Source organism: Actinomadura rubrisoli, from assembly GCF_004349215.1.
GTDB classification, from domain to species: domain Bacteria; phylum Actinomycetota; class Actinomycetes; order Streptosporangiales; family Streptosporangiaceae; genus Spirillospora; species Spirillospora rubrisoli.
This window is the reverse complement of sequence record NZ_SMKU01000056.1, coordinates 16,862-37,091: the sequence shown is the minus strand read 5'-3', so window position 1 is coordinate 37,091 and position 20,230 is coordinate 16,862. Positions and strand designations below refer to the sequence as shown.

At 71.9% G+C, this 20,230-nt stretch carries 14 protein-coding genes; 3 read left to right on the top strand and 11 right to left on the bottom strand.

The window, feature by feature from the left end:
- Nucleotides 1-298: 298 nt before the first annotated feature.
- The 7 genes from sigJ to ppdK all read right to left on the bottom strand — a co-directional run bounded on the left by sigJ (nt 299) and on the right by ppdK (nt 9,553).
- Nucleotides 299-1,192 (bottom strand): RNA polymerase sigma factor SigJ, encoded by an 894-nt coding sequence (sigJ, locus tag E1298_RS13915; protein ID WP_131893100.1) that lies wholly within the window; start codon nt 1,190-1,192, stop codon nt 299-301.
- A 45-nt stretch (nt 1,193-1,237) separates the two neighbouring features.
- Nucleotides 1,238-1,606 (bottom strand): GtrA family protein, encoded by a 369-nt coding sequence (locus E1298_RS13910; protein WP_243725573.1) that lies wholly within the window; start codon nt 1,604-1,606, stop codon nt 1,238-1,240.
- Between the two features lie 166 nt (nt 1,607-1,772).
- A complete protein-coding gene (locus tag E1298_RS13905; RefSeq protein WP_131893096.1) occupies nt 1,773-2,984 on the bottom strand; it encodes an MFS transporter in 1,212 nt (403 codons plus the stop codon).
- 207 nt (nt 2,985-3,191) lie between these two features.
- Nucleotides 3,192-4,418 carry an NAD(P)/FAD-dependent oxidoreductase gene (locus E1298_RS13900; protein ID WP_131893094.1) on the bottom strand — a complete coding sequence of 409 codons (1,227 nt, stop codon included), beginning with the start codon at nt 4,416-4,418 and terminating at the stop codon, nt 3,192-3,194.
- Between the two features lie 130 nt (nt 4,419-4,548).
- The gene (locus tag E1298_RS13895; protein ID WP_131893092.1) at nt 4,549-5,808 is read right to left on the bottom strand and encodes a deoxyguanosinetriphosphate triphosphohydrolase; all 1,260 of its coding nucleotides are present in this window, start codon (nt 5,806-5,808) and stop codon (nt 4,549-4,551) included.
- A 60-nt stretch (nt 5,809-5,868) separates the two neighbouring features.
- Nucleotides 5,869-6,666 carry a YdcF family protein gene (locus E1298_RS13890; protein WP_131893090.1) on the bottom strand — a complete coding sequence of 266 codons (798 nt, stop codon included), beginning with the start codon at nt 6,664-6,666 and terminating at the stop codon, nt 5,869-5,871.
- A 190-nt stretch (nt 6,667-6,856) separates the two neighbouring features.
- Nucleotides 6,857-9,553, bottom strand: coding sequence for a pyruvate, phosphate dikinase (gene ppdK / locus E1298_RS13885; protein ID WP_131893088.1), 2,697 nt, complete (start codon nt 9,551-9,553; stop codon nt 6,857-6,859).
- 296 nt (nt 9,554-9,849) lie between these two features.
- Between ppdK and E1298_RS13880 the strand changes: the two genes are divergently transcribed.
- Entirely contained in the window at nt 9,850-11,736 is a 1,887-nt protein-coding gene (locus E1298_RS13880) for a glycoside hydrolase family 15 protein (RefSeq protein WP_243725572.1), read from the top strand.
- A 144-nt stretch (nt 11,737-11,880) separates the two neighbouring features.
- On the opposite strand, the gene E1298_RS13875 is transcribed toward E1298_RS13880, so the two are convergent.
- The gene (locus tag E1298_RS13875) at nt 11,881-13,641 is read right to left on the bottom strand and encodes a bifunctional metallophosphatase/5'-nucleotidase (protein ID WP_131893086.1); all 1,761 of its coding nucleotides are present in this window, start codon (nt 13,639-13,641) and stop codon (nt 11,881-11,883) included.
- Between the two features lie 196 nt (nt 13,642-13,837).
- Between E1298_RS13875 and E1298_RS13870 the strand changes: the two genes are divergently transcribed.
- Nucleotides 13,838-14,437, top strand: coding sequence for a hypothetical protein (locus E1298_RS13870; protein ID WP_131893084.1), 600 nt, complete (start codon nt 13,838-13,840; stop codon nt 14,435-14,437).
- Nucleotides 14,434-15,615, top strand: a complete 1,182-nt coding sequence (locus E1298_RS13865) for a DUF4190 domain-containing protein (protein ID WP_131893082.1) — start codon at nt 14,434-14,436, stop codon at nt 15,613-15,615. The genes E1298_RS13870 and E1298_RS13865 overlap by 4 nt, the downstream gene beginning before the upstream one ends.
- A 1-nt stretch (nt 15,616) precedes the next feature.
- Here the strand turns inward: E1298_RS13865 and secD are convergent, their stop codons facing one another.
- From secD to E1298_RS13850, 3 genes are all read right to left on the bottom strand, one after another.
- Nucleotides 15,617-17,887 carry a protein translocase subunit SecD gene (secD, locus tag E1298_RS13860; RefSeq protein ID WP_131893080.1) on the bottom strand — a complete coding sequence of 757 codons (2,271 nt, stop codon included), beginning with the start codon at nt 17,885-17,887 and terminating at the stop codon, nt 15,617-15,619.
- A gap of 66 nt (nt 17,888-17,953) precedes the next feature.
- Nucleotides 17,954-18,421: a hypothetical protein gene (locus E1298_RS13855; RefSeq protein ID WP_131893078.1), complete on the bottom strand. Its 468-nt coding sequence runs from the start codon at nt 18,419-18,421 to the stop codon at nt 17,954-17,956.
- A gap of 202 nt (nt 18,422-18,623) precedes the next feature.
- A complete protein-coding gene (locus E1298_RS13850; protein WP_131893076.1) occupies nt 18,624-20,012 on the bottom strand; it encodes a glycine--tRNA ligase in 1,389 nt (462 codons plus the stop codon).
- Nucleotides 20,013-20,230: the final 218 nt, after the last annotated feature.

Here is a 20,230-nt window from a genome sequence, read left to right as displayed (position 1 = left end):
GCCCCACACACTCCACCCACTCCGCGCCCTCACCCGCTCCGTGCACTCTCACTCCACCCCCGCACCTCTCCGCGTCAGCATCGGGGCTGCGTTCCCGGCGACGCCTACAGCGCGCCACTGCGGGCGGCGAGGATCGCTAAGGACCGGCGGCGGCCTGGACGATCTCCTTGCGGGCGCCTCGCCCAGGCCGCTGCCCTCATGGGAACGGAACGCCGCAATGAGCCGACTACGCGGGTAGACCTCTCGCTGGGAGCCGTCCCCGCTCAGAGCCCGTCAACCTGCCAAGACGAGCAGATGGCTAGTGGGGCAGGCGGGTTTGGAGGGCGACCAGCTTGTCGGGGTTGAGGACGCGGCGGTAGGCGGTGATTCGGCCGTTGCGTATGTCCATGGTGTCGACGCCTATCAGCTGGTCGTCGCGGTAGACGAGCAGGCCCGGCTGGCCGTTCACCTCGGCCGGGACAGTGCGGTAGCCGTTCTTGGCGGACACCCGGACCAGGGTGGTGGCGACCCTCAGCGCGCCCCTGATGATCTTGCGCGCGGCGAAGACCTTGCCGCCGCCGTCGGTGGTGTAGGTGGCGTCCGGATCCAGGAGTTCCATCAGGGCGGTGCCGTCGCCCTTCTCGTAGGCCGTCCGGAACGCCTTCAGGACCTTCTCCCGCTCGCTCCGGGAGGCAGGACGGTCCAGCCGAGCGGCGGCGATCTTGCGGCGGGCACGGGAGGCGAGTTGGCGGCAGGCGGCGGGCGACTTGCCGAGGACGTCGGCGATCCGTTCGTACGGCACCTCGAACGCCTGATGCAGGACGAACGCGACGCGCTCGGGCGGGGAGAGCTCCTCCAGGACCATCAGCATCGCGGTACCGACGGTGTCGTCCACGAGGACGGCGTCCGCCACGTCCGGGCCGGTCAGCAGTGGTTCCGGCAGCCAGGGCCCCACATAGTCGACGCGGCGGGCGCGGGCGGAGCCGAGGATGTCGTAGGCGCGGCGGGCCGCGACGGTGACGAGCCAGGCGCGCAGGTCGCGGATCCCGTCGAGGGAGTCCTGGGCGGCGGCGCGCAGCCACACGTCCTGAACGATGTCGTCGGCGTCGGCGACGCTGCCGGTGATGCGGTACGCGGCGCCGAACACGGCGGGCCGGTGCTCCTGCCACTCGTCGTCGAGGCGGCGCGGACGTTCCTGGAGGGGCACGCTCATGATGAATATGACGCGATCTTCGGCCGAGGCATTCCCGGGACGGGGTCAGGCGGCGGCGGGCGTGAAGACCCACTTCTTGTACGACCAGTAGCGGAACGCCGAGCCGAGGCCGAGACCGGCGAGCAGGGCCGCGTTGTAGGCGACGCTGCCGTGCAGCCCGAGCGTGTAGTAGGTGAAGCCGGTGCACAGCACCTGGATGAGCAGCCCGACGCCGTTCAGCGCGAAGAAGGTCACGACCTCGCGGCCCGAGCCGTCGCTGTCGCGGTGCCGGAACGTCCAGAAGCGGTTGGCCAGGTAGGACGTCAGGGTGGACAGCACGGTCGGCACGACGACGCTGATCACCGGGCTGCCGCCGAGCCAGGCGCGCATCAGGTTGGCGCCGAAGAACGTGATGAGGGTGCCGACGAAACCCACAAAACCGAAGGTGGCGAGCTCGCGCAGAAACGCACGGTACGCCGGTACGGACGGGACCGTTTTCGCAGGTCTCGGCCGCTGTATGGTGCTCACCCGCCCAGACCTTACCCGAATGGGGCATATGGCATGGTCACAAAGCCATCAAAGAATCCTGAGCCTACCGCGCTCAGGGATCGGCGGCGTCCGGGGACGCCGCGGCGGCCGCGGCGGTGCCGGTGGCGGGGGCCAGCAGGACGATCAGCCCGACCAGCCCGACCGGGACGGCCAGCGCCCACCCGAGCCCCACGCCCTGCGCGACGAAGCCGATGACGGGCGGGCCGCCCAGCAGGCCGAGGTAGCCGACGCCGGTCACCCGGGCGATCCCGGTCGCCGCGGGCACGCCGGGCACATTGCCCGCCGCGCTGAAGGTGACGGGCGCGACGACGGCGACACCGAGGCCGAAGAGCGTGAATCCGGCCACGGCGGCCGCCGGGTTCCGGGCCGCGAGACCGAGCCCGAGGCCGACCGCGGCGACCAGCGACCCCGCGCGCAGCACCGCGACCGGGCCGAACCGCGCCACGACCCGGTCTCCGGCGAGGCGGCCCGCCGTCATCGCCACCGCGCACCCGGCGAAGCCGAGGCCGGCGAGCCCAGGACCGGTGCCCAGGTCCTCCCGCAGGTAGATCGCGCTCCAGTCCGCCATGGCGCCCTCGCCGACGAACGAGCAGAGCCCGATGATCCCCAGCATCACCAGCACCCACCGCCCAGAGGTCCCGGCGGCGGACGAAGCCGCGGCGGGCTCGTCCGGAAGATCGGGCAAGGCGTCCACGGAACGATCCAACAGATCACGGCACCCGGCCAGCAGCAGGCCGATCAACGCGGCGGCCGCCACGCTCAGGTGCACCGCGACCGGGACGTGCGCGTGAGCCGCGGCCGCACCGATCAAGGCGGCCAGCAAGGTCCCGATGCTGTACGCGCCGTGCAGCCCGGACATCAGCGGACGGCCGTAGCCGCGTTCGACGGCCACGCCCTGGGCGTTCATGGCCACGTCCATCAGGCCCAGCGAGCCGCCGAGGACGGCCAGGGCGCAGATCAACACGCCGAGGTTCCAGGCGAGGCCCAGCGGCACCAGCGACAGGGCGGCCACGATCCCGCCGGCCACGGTCGTCGCCCGGCTCCCCCACCGCGCGACGATCGCCCCGGCGAACCGCACCGCGACGGCGACGCCGACGGGCGCGCCGAGCAGCGCGACGCCCATCGCGCCCTCGCTCAGCCCGAGATGCTCCTTGATCTGCGGGATGCGGGCCACCCAGGCGGCGCCGAGCAGGCCGTGCGCCGTGAACGCCACCGTCACCGCGACCCGCGCGCGGCCGAGCGTCGCGCTCCCGTACGTCACCATCCGGCCGACTGTACGTCGCGCACACCGTCCGCGAAAAGATCATTCCGGGACCGATCAGGCACGCCCCCCGCCCGCCGGTCACGCCGGCCAACCCCGCACCGCAGGTCACAGCAGATCACCCCGGCCGCGCGTCACGGCAGGCCAGCCAGGTCACGGTTCACGGCAGGGCACCACGGCCGCAGTTACGACAAGCGCCCAGGCTGCGGGTCACGCCAGGTCGGCTAGAGGTGTGTTGGGGTCGGCTAGACGGGCCGGGGCTATGGGACGGGATGAGCGGATCAGGGCCTGGATCTCGTCGGTGACGTCCCAGACATTGACGTTCATGCCGGCGACGACCCGGCCGCCTGACAGCCAGAACGCGATGAACTCGCGGGTGGCCGCGTCGCCTCGGTAGACGACCTCGTCGTACTCCCCCGGCGACGCGACGCCCGACATCTCCATGCCGAGGTCGTACTGGTCGCTGAAGAAGTACGGGATCCGGTCGTAGACGACGGGCCGGCCGAGCATGGCACGGGCGGCGGCGGGGCCGCCGTCGAGGGCGTTCGCCCAGTGCTCCACGCGGATCCGGCGGCCCAGCAGGGGGTTGTAGGCGTTGGCCACGTCGCCGGCGGCGTAGATGTCGGGGTCGGACGTCTGGAGCGACTGGTCGACGAGCACGCCGTCGGACACCTCCAGCCCTGCGTCCTCGGCCAGCCGCGTGTTGGGGCGGACACCGATGCCGACGATCACCACGTCCGCCGGTACCTCGGCGCCGCCGGAGGTGACCACGGCCGACACCTGCCCGGCGCCCCAGAAGCCGGCCACGCCCTGGTCGAGCCGCAGGTCGACGCCGTGCTCGCGGTGCAGCTCGGCGAACATCCCGCCCAGTTCGGGTCCGACTGCGGCGTGCAGCGGCGCCGGTTCCGGCTCGATGAGCGTCACGTCGTTGCCGTGCTCGCGCGCCGCGGCGGCCGTCTCCAGGCCGATCCAGCCGGCCCCGGCGACCACTACGCGCCGTCCGCCGGGGGCGAGCGCCTGTTTCAGTTTCGCCGCGTCCGCCATCGTCCGCAGGTAGTGGATGCCCTGCAGCTTCGACCCTGGCACTTCGAGGCGCCGGGGCGACGCGCCGGTCGCCAGCAGCAGCTTGTCGTAGCCGATCGGCTCCTTGGTGGACAGCCGCACCTCGTGCCCGGCACGGTCGATCGCGGTGACCGAGACGCCCAGCCGCAGCTCGACATCGTGCTTGTCGTACCAGTCGGACTCGTGGACGTGGGCCTTCTCGCGCGGTTCCTTGTCCAGGAGGAAGCCCTTCGAGAGGGGCGGCCGCTCGTACGGCCGCTCGATCTCTTCCCCGATCAGCAGAATCCTGCCGGAGAACCCTTCCTCGCGGAGCGTCTCCGCCGCCTTGGACCCGGCCAAGCTGGCACCGACGATGACGAACGTCCCCTCGGGCATGGCGACCTCCTGTTAGATGACTTCTAGTCATCCCTACAGCGGGCCCTGTAATGAGACAAGGGTCGCCGGTCGGCGCGTCGAGGCATGCTCCTCGCGTACGAGCCCTGGCCGAGAGGGGTATCGCCCCTGCTCAGCGGGTGCGGTCGCCGAGCATCTCGTGGCGTGTGATCGCCGACAGATCGGTCAGCGAGGCGATCTGGTCGACGACGGCGCGGAGCCGGGCCGCGTCGTCCCCGGCCTCGACGAACGCGGCGCGGAAGCCGGGGTCGAGGGTGCCGGGCGCCCCGGCGAGCATCATCGCGGCCAGTTCGGTGATCAGCGTCCGCTGCCGGGCCCTGATCTCCTCGTGGCTGATCCACACGTAGTGGGCGGTGATTCCCTTGAGCAGCGCGTTCTCCAGCCGCTGCGCGCGCGGGACGATCAGCTCCGCCGCGTAGCGGGTCAGCGGACGGTCGCCGTAGGCGTCGCGGGTGGCGGTCTCGGCGGCCATGCAGAACCGCCCGATCAGCGTGCTGGCGAGGTTCTTGAGGGCGGCGATGCTGCGGGGGGTGCCGTCGTAGCGGTCGGGCCAGTACGGCTCGGCGAGTAACGCCGCGAAGCGCTCCTCCAGCTCGTTCAGGTCGGCGTCCGCGCAGTACAGCTTGGTCGCGGTCGCGGCGACCAGCCGCCGCTCGGCCGGGTCGGCGAGCCTGGCGAAGTCGATGTGCCCGGCGACCAGCGCGTCCTCCAGGTCGTGGACGGAGTAGGCGACATCGTCGCTCCAGTCCATGACCTGCGCCTCGAAGCACGTCCGGCCGGGTTCGACGCCCTCGCGGACCCAGCGCGCGACGTCCATGTCGTCGGAGTAGACGCCGAACTTGCCGTTGACGGCCTCGGCCTGCGGCCACGGGTACTTCATCGCCGCGTCGAGGGCGGCGCGCGTGAGGTTCAGCCCGACGCTGCGCCCGTGCAGGGGCGGGCCGTCCGGCGCGAAAGACTTGGGCTCCAGCCGGGTCAGGACGCGCAGGCTCTGCGCGTTGCCTTCGAAGCCTCCGCAGTCGCGGGCGACGACGTCCAGCGCGGACTCGCCGTTGTGGCCGAACGGCGGGTGCCCGATGTCGTGGGACAGGCACGCCGCCTCCACCAGGTCGGGATCGCAGCCGAGGGACTTGCCCAGTTCGCGGCCCACCTGGGCGCATTCGAGGGAGTGGGTCAGGCGGGTGCGCAGGCTCTGCACGTTGTCGGCGGAGGCGTCCGCGCCGGGCGAGGCGACCTGCGTCTTGGCCGCCAGCCGGCGCAGCGCGGCGCTGTGCAGGACGCGGGCGCGGTCGCGCTCGAAGGCCGTGCGGTCACGGCGCTTGGCCGGCTCGGGCGCCCAGCGCTCGCGGTCGTGCTCGCGGTACTCGCTCATGTCCTTCCAGAATAAGCGGACGCCGTGACGAGAGAACGGCCTCCAGCCGAGGTGTTCACGTCACGGGCCGGGCGTCCCGGTGGGCGAGCCGCCCGGCTCCACCGGATCGCCGTGGATGCTCTTGATGGTCTCGCTGGGCGGCTTCACGCTCTTGCCCAGCAGGACGTACGACAGGTAGCCGCCCGTCTCGCGGACGATGTACTGCAGCTGGGTGTCGCGGGTCTGGACGCTCGGGCCGCTGCGGGTCGGCGAGGCGGCGGCCTTGATGCCGTTGTCCTCGGCCATCCGCTTGGACCGCAGCCCGTGCCACGGGTCGGTGACGATCACGCCGGACGACCAGTGCAGCCGCTTGTACTCCTTGCCCACGGCCCGCAGGCTCTCCCGCGTGTCGCGCCCGACCGGCACCGCGACGACCTTGGCGGCGGGCACGCCGCCCCGCTGGATCAGCCACCGGCGGCCGGAGTCGGCCTCGGTGAAGGCGTCGCCGGGCGCCTTGCCGCCGACGGTGACGATCGCGGGCGCCACGCCGCTCCGGTAGAGGTCGAGCGCGTGCTGCAGCCGCCACTTCAGCGTCGGGGACGGGACGCCGTTGTACTGGGCGGCGCCGAGCACGATGATCGCGTCCGAGCGGGGCCGCTCGTCCTGGCGCGCCTGGTACCAGATGCGTGTTCCGACGGCGAGCGGCGTCAGGACGGCGATGGCGATCAGGCCGACGACGACGCTCACCGGGATCACGAACCAGAGCGACCGCCTGGGCCGTCCTGCGCGCCGGCCCTTGCGCGCGCGGCCGCGCGGCCGCCCCTCGGCCTCGTCCGCCTCGTCCGGCGCGTGCTCCGGCAACTCCACTTCCAACGTCATCGCTCTGGCCACGTTACTTAGATGGTCCGGCGAGCGTGCAAGGTTCACAAGTCCGGCGTGTTGCCCGGGCCACAAATTCCGCAGTGTCGCTCCGGCCCCACATTCCGCCGTGTCGCTCCGGCCACATTCCCGCGTCCTGTCACCGGGACGGCGGCCGAGGGGTTTCGGGCCGCCGTCCCGGGACCGGAGCTCAGCGGCTGTCGCTGCCGCCCCCGGCCTTCGCCTCGATCGCGGCGCGGCCCGCCTCCAGCCGGGCGACGGGGATGCGGAACGGCGAGCAGGACACGTAGTCGAGGCCGACCTCGTGGCAGAAGTGCACCGAGTCGGGGTCGCCGCCGTGCTCGCCGCAGATGCCGAGCTTGATGCCGGGCCTGGCCTTGCGGCCCTCCTCGGCGGCGATGCGGACGAGCCGTCCCACGCCGTCCCGGTCCAGGGTCTCGAACGGGGACACGCCGAAGATGCCGAGCTCCAGGTAGCGGGAGAAGAACGCCGCCTCGACGTCGTCGCGGGAGAAGCCCCAGGTGGTCTGGGTGAGGTCGTTGGTACCGAAGGAGAAGAACTCGGCGGCCTCGGCGATCTGCCCGGCGGTGAGCGCCGCCCGCGGCAGCTCGATCATGGTGCCGATCAGCGCCGGGACGTCGACGCCGGTGCGCTCCCTGACCTCGTCCAGGATCGCGCGGGACTCCTCGCGGACGGCCTCCAGCTCCTGGACGGCCCCGACCAGCGGGATCATGATCTCGGGACGGGGGTCGCCGCCGGCCAGGCGACGCGCCGCGGCGGCCTCGGCGATCGCCCGTACCTGCATGGAGAACAGGCCGGGAATCACCAAACCGAGACGCACGCCCCGGAGTCCCAACATAGGGTTCTGCTCGTGCAGTCTGTTGACTGCCTCCAGCAGCTTCCGGTCCTTGCGGTCCGCGCCGTCGCCGGCGAGGGCCACCTTGACCGACAGCTCGGTGATGTCGGGGAGGAACTCGTGCAGCGGCGGGTCGATGAGCCGGATCGTGACCGGCAGCCCGTCCATGGCCTCGAAGATGCCCTCGAAGTCCTGCTTCTGCAGCGGTTCGAGGGCGTCCAGCGCGGCCTGCCGCTCGTCCGCGTCCTCGGCGAGGATGAGCTTCTCGACGAGCTGCCGCCGGTCGCCGAGGAACATGTGCTCGGTGCGGCACAGCCCGATGCCCTGGGCGCCGAAGCGGCGCGCCCGCGCGGAGTCCTCGGCGTTGTCGGCGTTGGCGCGGACCCTCAGCGCGGCGCTCGCGTCGGCGTGCTCCATGACCCGGTCGACGGCCGTGACGAGCTCGTCGCCGTCCTCCAGGGACAGCTCGCCCTCGAAGTACCGGACGACGGGCGAGTCCTCGACGGGCACCTCGCCGAGGTAGACGTCGCCGGACGAGCCGTCGATGGAGACGACGTCGCCCTCGTTCACGGTCACACCGCCGGGGGCGGTGAAACGCCCGGCCTTGACGTCGACGTCGAGTTCCTCGGCGCCGCACACGCACGTCTTGCCCATGCCGCGGGCGACGACGGCGGCGTGCGAGGTCTTGCCGCCGCGGGAGGTCAGCACGCCCTTGGCGGCGACCATGCCCGCCAGGTCGTCGGGGTTGGTCTCGCGGCGGACGAGGATGACGTCCTCGCCGCGCCCGGACAGCTCCACGGCGCGGGCGGTGGTGAACACGGCCTTGCCGACGGCGGCGCCCGGGGAGGCGTTCATGCCCCGGGTGAGCTTCTTCACCCCGTCGACCCTGGCGGCGAAACGGGGGAACATCAGCTGGGCGAGCTGGTCGCCGGTGACGCGCCGGGTCGCCTCGTCCAGGTCGATGAGGCCCTGGTCGAGGAGCTGGCAGGCGATGCGGAACGCGGCGGCGGCCGTCCGCTTGCCGACCCGGGTCTGGAGCATCCACAGCTTCCCGCGCTCGATCGTGAACTCGATGTCGCACATATCGCGGTAGTGGTTCTCCAGCGTCTCCATGATGGCGAGCAGCCGGTCGTAGGAACCCTTGTCGATCTTCTCCAGCTCGGTCAGCGGGACGGTGTTGCGGATGCCGGCGACGACGTCCTCGCCCTGGGCGTTCTGCAGGTAGTCGCCGTAGATGCCCTGCTGGCCGGTCGCGGGGTCGCGGGTGAAGGCGACGCCGGTCCCCGAGTCCATGCCGAGGTTGCCGAAGACCATCGAGCAGATGTTCACGGCGGTGCCGAGGTCGACCGGGATCCGCTCCTGGCGGCGGTACAGGATCGCGCGGGGCGCGTTCCAGGAGTCGAACACCGCCCGGACGGCCAGGTCCATCTGCTCGCGCGGGTCGGTCGGGAACTCGCGTCCCGCCTGGTCGCGGACGATGCCCTTGAAGCGGTCCACCAGGCTCTCGAAGTCCTCGGCGCGCAGGTCGACGTCGTCCTTGGTGCCGCGGGCGTCCTTGGCGGCCTCGATCGCGTCCTCGAACAGGTCGCCGTCGATGCCCAGCACCGTCTTGCCGAACATCTGGATGAGCCGGCGGTAGGAGTCCCAGGCGAACCGCTCGTCCCCGGCCTGCGCGGCCAGGCCGTGGACCGACTCGTCGTTCAGGCCGATGTTGAGGACGGTCTCCATCATCCCCGGCATGCTGAACTTCGCCCCGGAGCGCACGCTGACCAGGAGCGGGTCGTCGCTCTGGCCGAGCCGCTTGCCCATCGCGCCCTCAAGCGCGGTGAGATGCCGGTTCACCTCGTCTTCGAGCCCGTCCGGCAGGGTCCCGTGTTCGAGGTAGTGCCGGCAGGCCTCCGCGGTGATCGTGAACCCGGGAGGCACGGGCAGGCCGAGGTTGGTCATCTCGGCCAGGTTGGCGCCCTTGCCGCCCAGCAGATCCTTGAGGTCCTTGTTTCCCTCAGTGAAGTCGTACACGAACTTCGGCACGGGGAGCTCCTTCTCGCTCCGGTTCCACCCAGGGTCAGTGCCGGGCCCGCGTGCCGCCGTAGGCGCGCGCCGTCGCGTCGCCTCGGGCGGTATCGGGCCCGCTGCCCTGTTTGCCGGGACTGTACCCGCGAAGTCGGGCTTCGCTCGGCGCCCCGTCGCCGACCGGACGTTCTCGCAGCTCAGAGCCCAAATAGTGGTCTACTCCAGTCCAGCCGGACCGGGGCGGGCGAACCCCCTCGCCCCCAAGGCGTACCCAATGCGCAGGAGAGGGAATGATGGATCAAGGAGGTGAGGCCGTGAGGCCGAAGGTCGCCGGAGGCCGGGCGGGAGATCCGTTCGCCCCGATCGCCGATTTCGGGTTCCTGTCCGACTGCGAGACGACCGCGCTCGTGGCGCCCAGCGGCAACATCGAGTGGATGTGCCTGCCCAAGATGGACTCGCCGAGCGTCTTCGGCTCCATCCTGGACCGGGACGCCGGGTACTTCCGGGTCGGACCGGCGGGCGTCGAGGTGCCCGCCGCCCAGCGCTACATCCCCGGCACGATGGTGATGGAGACCACCTGGTGGGTGCACGGCGGCTGGCTGGTGGTGACGGACGCCCTGCTCATGGGGCCCTGGCACCACGAGACGGAACGGTCGCACACGCACCGCAGGGCCCCCACCGACTATGACGCCGACCACGTCCTGCTCCGGATGGTGCGCTGCGTGAACGGCCAGGTCCAGGTGCGCCTCGACTGCATGCCGGTGTTCGACTACGGCCAGACGCCGGCCCGGTGGGAGCACACCGGCGTCGGCTACCACGAGGCCGTCGCGCGCGGGAACGGCATCGGGCTGCGCCTCACCACGGACATGAACGTGGGCTTCGAAGGGTCGCTCGCCACGTCCCGCACGCTGCTGAAGCAGGGCGAGGCGCGGTTCGTGGCGCTGTCGTGGAGCGAGCACGACGCGCCCAGCACCTACGAGGACGCGCAGGAGCGGCTCGTCTGGACCGTCCACCACTGGCAGCACTGGCTCGACCGCGGCCGGTTCCCCGACCATCCGTGGCGCAGCCACCTGCAGCGCAGCGCGCTCACGCTGAAGGGGCTGACGTTCGCGCCGTCCGGGGCGGTGGCGGCCGCGGCGACGACCTCGCTGCCGGAGACGCCGGGCGGCGACCGGAACTGGGACTACCGCTACACCTGGATCCGCGACTCCACGATGGCACTGTGGGCGTTCTACACCCTGGGATACGACTGGGAGGCCAACGACTTCTTCTACTTCATCACCGACGTGGCCGAGGCCGCCGAGGGCAAGCTGCAGATCATGTACGGGCTGGACGGGCGGGAGGAGCTGCCCGAGTCCACGCTGGAGCACCTGTCCGGCTACGACAACGCCCGTCCGGTGCGCATCGGCAACGAGGCGTACATGCAGGCGCAGCACGACGTGTGGGGCGCGATCATCGGCTCCATCTACCTGTTCGTGCGCAAGCGGGACCGGCTCGACGACCGGCTCTGGAAGATCGTCGTCAAGCAGGTCGAGGACGCCCTCGCCAACTGGCGGACGCCCGACTGCGGCATGTGGGAGGTGCGCGGCGAGCCTCAGCACTTCACCTCGTCCAAGGTGTTCTGCTGGGTCGCGGCCGAGCGCGGCGCCCGGCTGGCCCGCATCCGCGGCGACGACGAGCGGGCGCTGCGCTGGCAGGCGGCGGCCGACGAGATCCACGCCGACGTCATCGCCAACGCCCTGGACGAGCGCGGGGTGTTCACCGCGCACTACGGCGCCCCGGCGCTGGACGCGTCGGCGCTGCTGATCCCGCTGCTGGGCTTCCTGCCCGCCGACGACAAGCGGGTGCGGGAGACCGTCCTCGCCATCGCCGACGAGCTGTCGGAGGACGACCTCGTCCTGCGGTACCGGGCGACCGAGACCGACGACGGGTTCGAGTCGGAGGAGGGCACCTTCACGATCTGCTCGTTCTGGCTGGTCAGCAGCCTGGTGATGATCGGGGAGCTGGAGCGGGCGCGGGCCCTGTGCGAGAAGCTGCTGTCCTACGCCAGCCCGTTGCAGCTGTACGCCGAGGAGATCGACCCGCATACCGGGCGGCACCTCGGCAACTTCCCGCAGGCGTTCACGCACCTGGCGCTGATCAACGCGGTCATGCAGGTGATCCGGGCGGAGAACGACGAGCACCAGCCCCCGCTCGCCTGACGCACGGTGTTCGCAAAGCACGGTGGTTGAAAGCACGGTGTTGTTGAAGCACGGTGCCCGCCGCGACCGGGGTCTCCCCTCGGTGACGGCGGGCGTCGCGCCCGCTGGGCGGGCCCTTCGTGCGGTCAGGCGGATTTCCTGCGGTCAGGCGGATGAGGACGGGCGGACGCGGTCCAGCGGCGCCGGCGTGATCGTCCGGATCGTCTTGAGGTAGGCGGCGAACGCCTCGTGGTCGGGCAGGTCGTTGCGGTACGCGTCGCCGAAGCCGGTGAACGCCGTGTAGCCGTCGGCGCCGATCAGCGTGTAGGCCAGCGCCGCCAGCCGGTACTCGCGGGACGAATCGAGCGGCCTCCCGTCGATCACGACGTTCTCCGGCGCGACCCGGTCGCCCTCCGGGCGGGTGGCGTCGTAGCTGTACCGGACGTTCTTCGACACGGCGAACGGCGCGAACCTCCCACCCTGCCACTGCTGCTCCAACGCCCGGTGGATCTGCTCGCCGGTCACCGTGACGGTGAGCACCGGATTTCCGTACCCGTAGGCGTTCCACGCCTCGCCGAACGTCACGCGCCCGTCGGCGTCGCCGTCGCCGGTGCCCTTGGCGAATGGCAGGTCCCGCGCCACCGCGGTCGAGCCCTTGACGGGCTTGACGGCGACGAGGGCCAGGTCGGCGCGGCCCTCCCGGGACCGCCGGGCCGTCCAGTACTGCGCGTCCGCCACCAGGTCGCCCATGGTGCTCTCGCCGTGGGCGTTGGGCGCCCGGGTGAGGTCGCCGGTCTGCGCCGCCAGCGGCTCGGCGGCCCGCTTCGCGCCGCGCGCCGTCCAGTAGTCGGCGATCCGCTGGACCTCGGGGTCCGGCGGGACGTCGCGGGTCACGGGGTGGTTGACGGCCCTGGTCCCGTTCCGCAGCACCTCGCCGCTCCGCGGGTCGATCTTCAGGTCGATCTCGCTGATCAGCCGGCCGTGGTTGAGGCCCTCGATCACCGGGCGGGGGTTCCCGGCCGGGTCGGGGAGCGTGCAGTTGAACCCGGCGTGCCAGTGCCCGGTGAAGATCGCGTCGATGTCGGGCGACGCCTGCCGGGCGAAGTCGATGACGGGGCCGGACGGGTTCTTGCACCCGTCGAAGCCCGCGCCGTCCGCCGAGCCGCCGTCGTGCACGTTCGCCACGATCGCCTTCACCCCGCGCCGCCGCAGCTCGGCCGCGTACCGGTTCGCGGTCTCCAGCAGCGGGAGGGCCCGCAGGTCGGGCTGGTAGGACGTGGAGCCGACGGGCGTGTCCGGGACGGTCAGGTCGATGAACCCGACGGGCACCTTCCGGCCGCCCTTCCCGCGCACCCACTCGATGTTGTACGGCTGGAGGATCGGCTTGCCCGTCCTGGCGCCGACGATGTTGCCCGTGTAGAAGGGGAACTTCGCGCCCCGGAACCGCCTGCCGGTGGAGTCGGTGAAGCAGCTGTCGACGTCCACCCTGCCGAAGCAGCGGCCCTTCATCATGTGGTCCTTGAGGAACCCGGCGGACACGTCCAGCTCGTGGTTGCCCGTCGTCGAGAACCGCACCCCGAGCTTGTTGAGCACCTCGACGGTGGGCTCGTCCCGGAACGCGTCCACCTCGAACGGCCAGCCGCTGAAGTTGTCGCCGACGGAGAACAGGATCGAGTTGCGCCGCCCGTCCCGCAGCCGCTTGAGGTGCGCGGCGTTGTAGGCGGCGCCGCCGACCTTGAGCGTCGTTCCGTCCGGCAGCCTCACCTGCCCGTTCGCGGCGTCGTTGTAGGGCTGCAGGTAGCCGTGGAAGTCGGTGATGGACAGCAGTTGCACGTCGACGGGCTCGGCCTGCCCGGCGTGCGCGGCCGGGACCGCGGCCCCCGCCGCGAGCGCGACGAGGGACGATACGCCCAGCAATCGGGACAAATGAGACACAAAGCACCTTCCGCAGCAATAACCATGAACGGCAGAAGATCACCAGTGCCGGATGGACGCCGGACAACCTCACGATCATCGCAGGGTGAACGCCGCCCGGCGCGTCGAAACGTTCCATGATCACAACTTGACAAAGGTATTTGCGAAGAGTGCACCTTTTGTCGGATCGCCCGCCTACGGTCCTGGGATGGCCACGCCACCGCCGTTCCCCGCGCCGGGCACCTACGGCCCGCCGGTCCAGGCCGTCCCGCGGCGGACGAACCGGTTCGCGATAGCGGCACTGGTCACCGGGCTTCTCGGCCTGCTCCTCCTCGTGATCGGCTTCGCCATCGCCGCCTTCGTCCAGTCCGGGCGCCGCAACGAGAAGGGCAGGGGCCTCGCCATCGCCGGCCTCGCCGCATCCGCCGCGCGCCGGGTGAGTGCGCTGCTCTGCACTCAGCCCCATGAGGGCAAGGTGGTCGACGAGAAGCGGCTGGCCGATGGGCCCTATCCCGGTGAGCAGCAGACGGTCTACCAGGCGTCCCAGGCGTCCCAGGCGTGCAAGGGATGGCTCCCGAAGTACGCGAAGAGCCGGATCCGCGAGGCCCCCGACGGCCTCCCCGACCCGCCCGGCTCGCTCTCGCAGAAGAGGCGACCACCCCGGACGAACCGGATGGCGGTCGCCGCGCTCCTCACGGGCCTCTTCGGGACGAGCGTCAAGGAATGGGACGAAGGGGCCCGGGCCGCCCTTTGCCTCGTCCTGCCCAAAGACGGCCCGCTCGACCTGTCGGTGATCCCTTCACGATGAACACTCCCCCTGACACGGACCCATCCCCAGAGAAGGAGCCCGAGCCGGGCCGCCCTGAACCGGGCCGCGCCGAGCCGGGCGAGTCCGGCGCCGAGGAGGCCGGGGCCGCGCCGGGCTGGGCCTTTCCGGATGCCCCTCCGCCCTCTCCCCCGATCCCCGGCGAGCCTCCGCCTTCGCAGCCGTACGCGCCGATGGGGTACGGCGAGCCGCCCGGCCTCCTTCCCCGGACGAACCGGATGGCGGTCGCCGCGCTCGTCACGGGGCTCGTCGGGCTGGTACCTGTCGCGGTGGGGCTCGGCATCACCGCGCTCGTCCAGGCCGGGCGCCGGAACGAGACGGGCAAGGGCCTGGCCATCGGCGGGCTCGCCGCCTCCTTCGGCTGGGTCGTGGTCGGCGCGGTCGCGCTGACCCTGGCCGTCGGATCCCTGTTCTCGGCGGATCGCGACGAGGCCGGCCACATCCGCAAGAGCGGCAAGGTGTTCATCGCGACGCTGCGCGTCGGCGACTGCTTCAGCGGGCTGGGGGAAGGCGCCGGCAACCGCCTCGTCACGGCCGAGCCGTGCACCCGGCCCCATGACGGCGAGGTCATGGTCAAGTTCCGGCTGGAGGACGGGCCGTTCCCCGGCGAACGGGAGACGAGTGTGCAGGCGGAGCGGCAGTGCTTGAAGCGGCTCGTGTACACGGCGCGGAGCCGGTACGCCGAGGACCTGGACCTCTACGCCCTCCAGCCCGACAGGAGGATGTGGCGGGCCGGGGAGCGCGAGGTGACGTGCGTCCTGCACTACTCGGGTCCCAACACGCTCACGACGACGATCGCCGCGACCGTGGACCAGACCAAGAGGACCTTCGCGGAACTGAAGCCGCACGACTGCCTCAGGAAGTGGTCCGACCGGTCCGTCGCGCAGCAGATCGTCGCCTGCACCGAGCCGCACTGGGTCGAGGTGTACGCCGTCCACAACCTGCCCGAGGGCCGCTACCCGGGGAGGAAGGCGGTCGACCGGAAGGCCGAAGCCGCCTGCGCCAGGCTGTACAGGAAGATCTTCAAGGGGCACCGGAAACCCCAGCGGATCTCCCACGCCTATCCCCTCGCGGCGGACTGGGACCTCGGCCACCGCCAAGTCGCCTGCCTCGCCGAGAGCCTGACGGAGTCCCTGAAGCGCCCGATCGTCCCCCGCTGACCTACACCACGGCACCGGAGTCCCCGGGGGCCCGGTGAGCCGGCCTCGACGCCGTCTTGGGCCGGGGCGGCGGGGCCTTGGCGAAGCGCTCGAAGACGATGGCGAGGGGCGTCGCGGTGAAGACGCTGGAGTACGTCCCGACGCCGATGCCGACCAGGAGCGCGATGGCGAAGTCGGTCAGCGAGTCGCCGCCGAGCACCGCGAGGGCCGCCAGGATGAAGACCGCGCCCATGCCGGTGTTGACGGTGCGCGGGACGGTCTGGAGCGCGCCCAGGTTCGCGACCTCGGCGAACCGGGCGCCGGGCCGGGCGCCCCACAGCTCGCGCACCCGGTCGAACACCACGACCGAGTCGTTCACCGAGTAGCCGATGACGGTGAGCAGCGCGGCGAGGAAGACGCCGTCGATCGGCTTGCCCAGCCAGGCGAACACTCCGGTGACGATCAGCACGTCGTGGAACATGGCGAGGACGGCGCCGGCCCCGAACGTCCAGCGGAACCTGATCGTCAGGTAGGCGAGCTGGACGGCCAGGGCCACCCCGAGCGCGATCAGCGCCTTGGTGCGCAGCTCGTTGCCGAGGCTCGGGCCGATCAGCTCGTCGCGCTGCTTGACGGCGCCGCCGCCCTTGTCCGCCAGGGCGTCGTGGATCCGCTTCTCCTCGGCGTTGCCGAGGTCGGACGTCCGGACGGAGATCTCGTCATCGCCCGACGTCTGGACGATCGCGCGCGGGAAACCGGCACCGGCGACGGCGGACCGGGCCGTGTCGATGTCCACGGGACGGTTCGTGGAGTACTCGACGAACCGTCCGCCGGTGAACTCCACGCCGTAGTCCAGGCCGCGCGAGAAGATCCCGGTGGCCGCGAGGACGACCGCGAGCGCGGAGAGGCCGAGCCAGAGCCGCCGGCGCCTCATCAGGTCGGGCTCGCGCCGGTCCAGCCACCGGCGGATCCGCCCGGACGCGGCGAGCCCGCCCGCGGCGGACCGTCCGAGCCGGGGAAGGCGCGCGAGGGCGAGATCGGTGAGGACGCGGCTGAGCAGCATCGCCGACACCAGCGAGGCCAGGACGCCGATGGTGAGCGTGACGCCGAAGCCCTTCACGGGCCCGGAGGCGAGGAAGAACAGCAGCCCGCCGGCGAGCAGCGTGGTGGCGGCGGAGTCCGCGATCGCCGACCACGCCCTGGCGAACCCGGTGGACAGCGCCGCCCTCGGTCCCCGGGCGGGCGCGGCGGCGCGCTCCTCCCGGGCCCGCTCGAAGGCCAGCACGTTCGCGTCGATCGCCATGCCGACGGCCAGCACGAACCCGGCCAGTCCGGGGAGGGTGAGGGTGGCGCCGACGGCGACGAGGGCCGCGTAGGAGATCAGCGCGTACCCGGCGAGCGCGACGGTGGCCAGCAGGCCGACGAAGCGGTAGACGGCGACGATGAACAGCCCGGTCAGCAGTACGCCGATGACGGCCGCGCGTGCGCTGGCCTCGATCGCGGCGTCGCCGAGCGTGGGGCCGACGACCCGCTGCTCGATCATCTTGACGGGCACCGGCAGGGAGCCGCCCTGCACGAGGGCGGCGAGGTCCTCGGCCTCGTCCGCGCCGAAGCTCCCGGTGATCTGCGTGGACCCGCCGGCGATCCCGGTGCCGCACGCGACGCGGTCGGTGACCTGCGGCGAGGAGATCACCTTGCCGTCCAGCACGATGGCGATGCGCCGCTCGTCGCCGGCGGCGCAGGCGGCCTTGGCGGTCAGCCGCTGCCAGATCCCTCCCCCGCCGCCGCGGAAGGCGATGTCGACGGTCCAGCCGCCGAGGTTCGCGGGGTCGTAGGAGGCGCCGGCCGAGCCGATGCCGTCGCCGGTGAGCGCGGCGGGACCGATCATGATCGGCCGCCCGTGCTCGTCCGGCACGGCCCGCTCGCCCGTGCCGGGACGGCCGTCGTCGGTGCGGACGGGATGGGCGGTGAGCTGCGCGGTCCTGCCGAGCGCCGCCGCCGCGCGGGCGGGGTCCCGCACGTCGGGCAGCTCGACGATCAGGCGCCGGTCGCCCGACCGGGTGATCGACGCCTCGGCGACGCCCAGCGCGTCGACCCGGCGGTGCAGCACCTCCCGGGCGCGGTCGGTGGACTCCCGGTCGGCCTTCGCCGCCGGGGAGTCCTGGGTCTCCAGGACGATCTGGGTACCGCCGCGCAGGTCGAGGCCGAGGCGGGCGGGCTTGGTCAAGGCGAAGTAGAGCGATGCGGCGAGCACGGCGAACGCCAGTACCGCCCGCACCGCGTTGGCGCGAGACAAGGGGGAACCTCCACAAGGGGCTTCGGCGCCGCGGCCTCCCGGCCTGCGGCACCGCGAACAGGAACGTCAGATCCCTGTGGAGGTGGGTGGGGCGCGTCCCCGCGGCACGCCCCACTGCGGGACGGCGGGCGGCGCGTGGCGGGCGGCGGGCCGGAGGACCCGCACGGACGGCGGCCGGACGTCGACGCCGGGTGCCGGGGGCGTCGCGTGGGCGAGGTGGACGGGCGCACCGGCGATGTGCCGCGCGGCGGCGACGGCCTCGACGGCGGCCTCGGCGCGGTCGTCGGGCCTCGGCTGCGGGACACGGCCCCGGACGGGCGTGCTCTGGGCGGCACCGGCGCGGACGCCGATGTTCGTCCCGGCTCCGGCGGCGCCGGCGGGCGCGCCCACCGGCGCTCCGGGCGAGACGACGAACCCGACGAGCCCCAGCGCGACGACCAGCAGCCGGACCAGGACCGGCGGCCGATCGGGGGACGAGGGCCGATCGGGGGACGAGGAACGTTCGGGGGACGACGGGCGGCGAGGGTCGCGCATGCGGCGCCTCCCGTCGGCGGTCGTTCGGGTCCGCGCCCATCGTCGGGAAGACGGCGGGCGCCCGGTCCAGCCAACCTAACCCAAGTTCACACCTCAGCGGCGCGGACCCGTCGCCAGGTGACGAACACGGGCGCCGGGCCCCGTCAGTTGCCCTGCCGGGCCGGCGGAGCGGCCGGGCGGCGCGGGCGGCGCGGGCGGCGCGTCAGCAGCCGATGAGCTGCGCGGCCAGGAACGCCTCGACCTGGCCGATCGCGATGCGCTCCTGACTCATCGTGTCGCGTTCCCGGACGGTCACCGCATCGTCCTCCAGGGTGTCGAAGTCGACGGTGACGCAGAACGGCGTACCGATCTCGTCCTGGCGGCGGTAGCGGCGGCCGATGGCCCCGGCGTCGTCGAAGTCGACGTTCCAGTTGCGGCGCAGCCGGGCGGCGAGGTCGCGGGCCTTCGGGGACAGGTCGGCGTTGCGCGACAGCGGCAGGACCGCGACCTTGACCGGGGCGAGCCGCCGGTCGAGCCGCATGACGGTGCGCTTCTCCAGCTTGCCCTTGGCGTTGGGCGCCTCGTCCTCGGCGTAGGCGTCCATCATGAACGTGAGCGTGCAGCGGTCGACGCCCGCCGCGGGCTCGATCACGTACGGGGTGAAGCGGTCGCCGGACTCCTGGTCGAAGAACGACAGGTCCGTGCCGGACGCCTTGGAGTGCGTCGTCAGGTCGTAGTCGGTGCGGTTGGCGACGCCCTCCAGCTCGCCCCACTCGGTGCCGACGAAGTCGAACCGGTACTCCACGTCCACGGTGCGCTTGGAGTAGTGCGACAGCTTGTCGGCCGGGTGCTCGTACAGGCGCAGGTTCTCCTTGCGGATGCCGAGGTCGACGTACCACTGGAGGCGCTCGTCGATCCAGTACTGGTGCCATTCCTCGTCGCTGCCGGGCTTGACGAAGAACTCCATCTCCATCTGCTCGAACTCGCGGGTCCGGAAGATGAAGTTGCCGGGCGTGATCTCGTTGCGGAACGACTTGCCGATCTGCCCGATCCCGAACGGCACCTTGCGGCGCGCGGACTGCTGGACGTTCAGATAGTTGATGAAGATCCCCTGCGCCGTCTCGGGACGCAGGTAGGCCAGGCCGGACTCGTCCTCGACGGGGCCGAGGTAGGTCTTGAGCAGGCCGTTGAACATCTTCGGCTCGGTGAACGAGCCCTTCACGCCGCAGTTGGGGCAGCTGATGTCAGCGAGGCCGTTCGCCGGGGGGCGGCCGTGCTTGTCCTCGTACGCCTCCTCCAGGTGGTCGGCCCGGAAGCGCTTGTGGCAGGACTGGCACTCGGTGAGCGGGTCCACGAACGCCTGGACGTGGCCGCTGGCCTCCCACACCTCACGCGCGAGGATCACGCACGAGTCGAGGCCGACGACGTCGTCGCGGCCCTGCACCATGGACTTCCACCACTGCCGCTTGACGTTGTTCTTCAACTCGACGCCGAGCGGCCCGTAGTCCCAGGAGGCGCGGAGCCCGCCGTAGATCTCGCTCGACGGATAGACCAGGCCCCGACGCTTGGCGAGGTTGACGATCGTGTCCAACACATCGGAACGGCGTGCCATGAGCATTCTCCATCCGGCTGGCGGTCGGCGGGACAGCGAGTACGCCCCGTTCCCGCGCCGTGGGGCGGGCGGAGGCGAGTGTGATCCCCGGTGATGACGCACTGACGATGCTCGCGCGAGACGCGGTCGGCGCCGGCGTCTCCGAGCATTTCCCAGCTTAGGGCACCGGAGCGGGTCCCCGGACGGCAACCTGCCGAGGCGGCCGCGCGCCGTCCCGC

Excerpts from the sequence above, each read along its gene's own strand:
- sigJ (WP_131893100.1), bottom strand. The coding sequence starts at position 1,192 with ATGAGCGTGCCCCTCCAGGAACGTCCGCGCCGCCTCGACGACGAGTGG.
- E1298_RS13905 (WP_131893096.1), bottom strand. The coding sequence starts at position 2,984 with ATGGTGACGTACGGGAGCGCGACGCTCGGCCGCGCGCGGGTCGCGGTG.
- E1298_RS13900 (WP_131893094.1), bottom strand. The coding sequence starts at position 4,418 with ATGCCCGAGGGGACGTTCGTCATCGTCGGTGCCAGCTTGGCCGGGTCC.
- E1298_RS13895 (WP_131893092.1), bottom strand. The coding sequence starts at position 5,808 with ATGAGCGAGTACCGCGAGCACGACCGCGAGCGCTGGGCGCCCGAGCCG.
- E1298_RS13890 (WP_131893090.1), bottom strand. The coding sequence starts at position 6,666 with ATGACGTTGGAAGTGGAGTTGCCGGAGCACGCGCCGGACGAGGCGGAC.
- E1298_RS13870 (WP_131893084.1), top strand. The coding sequence starts at position 13,838 with ATGGCCACGCCACCGCCGTTCCCCGCGCCGGGCACCTACGGCCCGCCG.
- E1298_RS13865 (WP_131893082.1), top strand. The coding sequence starts at position 14,434 with ATGAACACTCCCCCTGACACGGACCCATCCCCAGAGAAGGAGCCCGAG.
- E1298_RS13855 (WP_131893078.1), bottom strand. The coding sequence starts at position 18,421 with ATGCGCGACCCTCGCCGCCCGTCGTCCCCCGAACGTTCCTCGTCCCCC.
- E1298_RS13850 (WP_131893076.1), bottom strand. The coding sequence starts at position 20,012 with ATGGCACGCCGTTCCGATGTGTTGGACACGATCGTCAACCTCGCCAAG.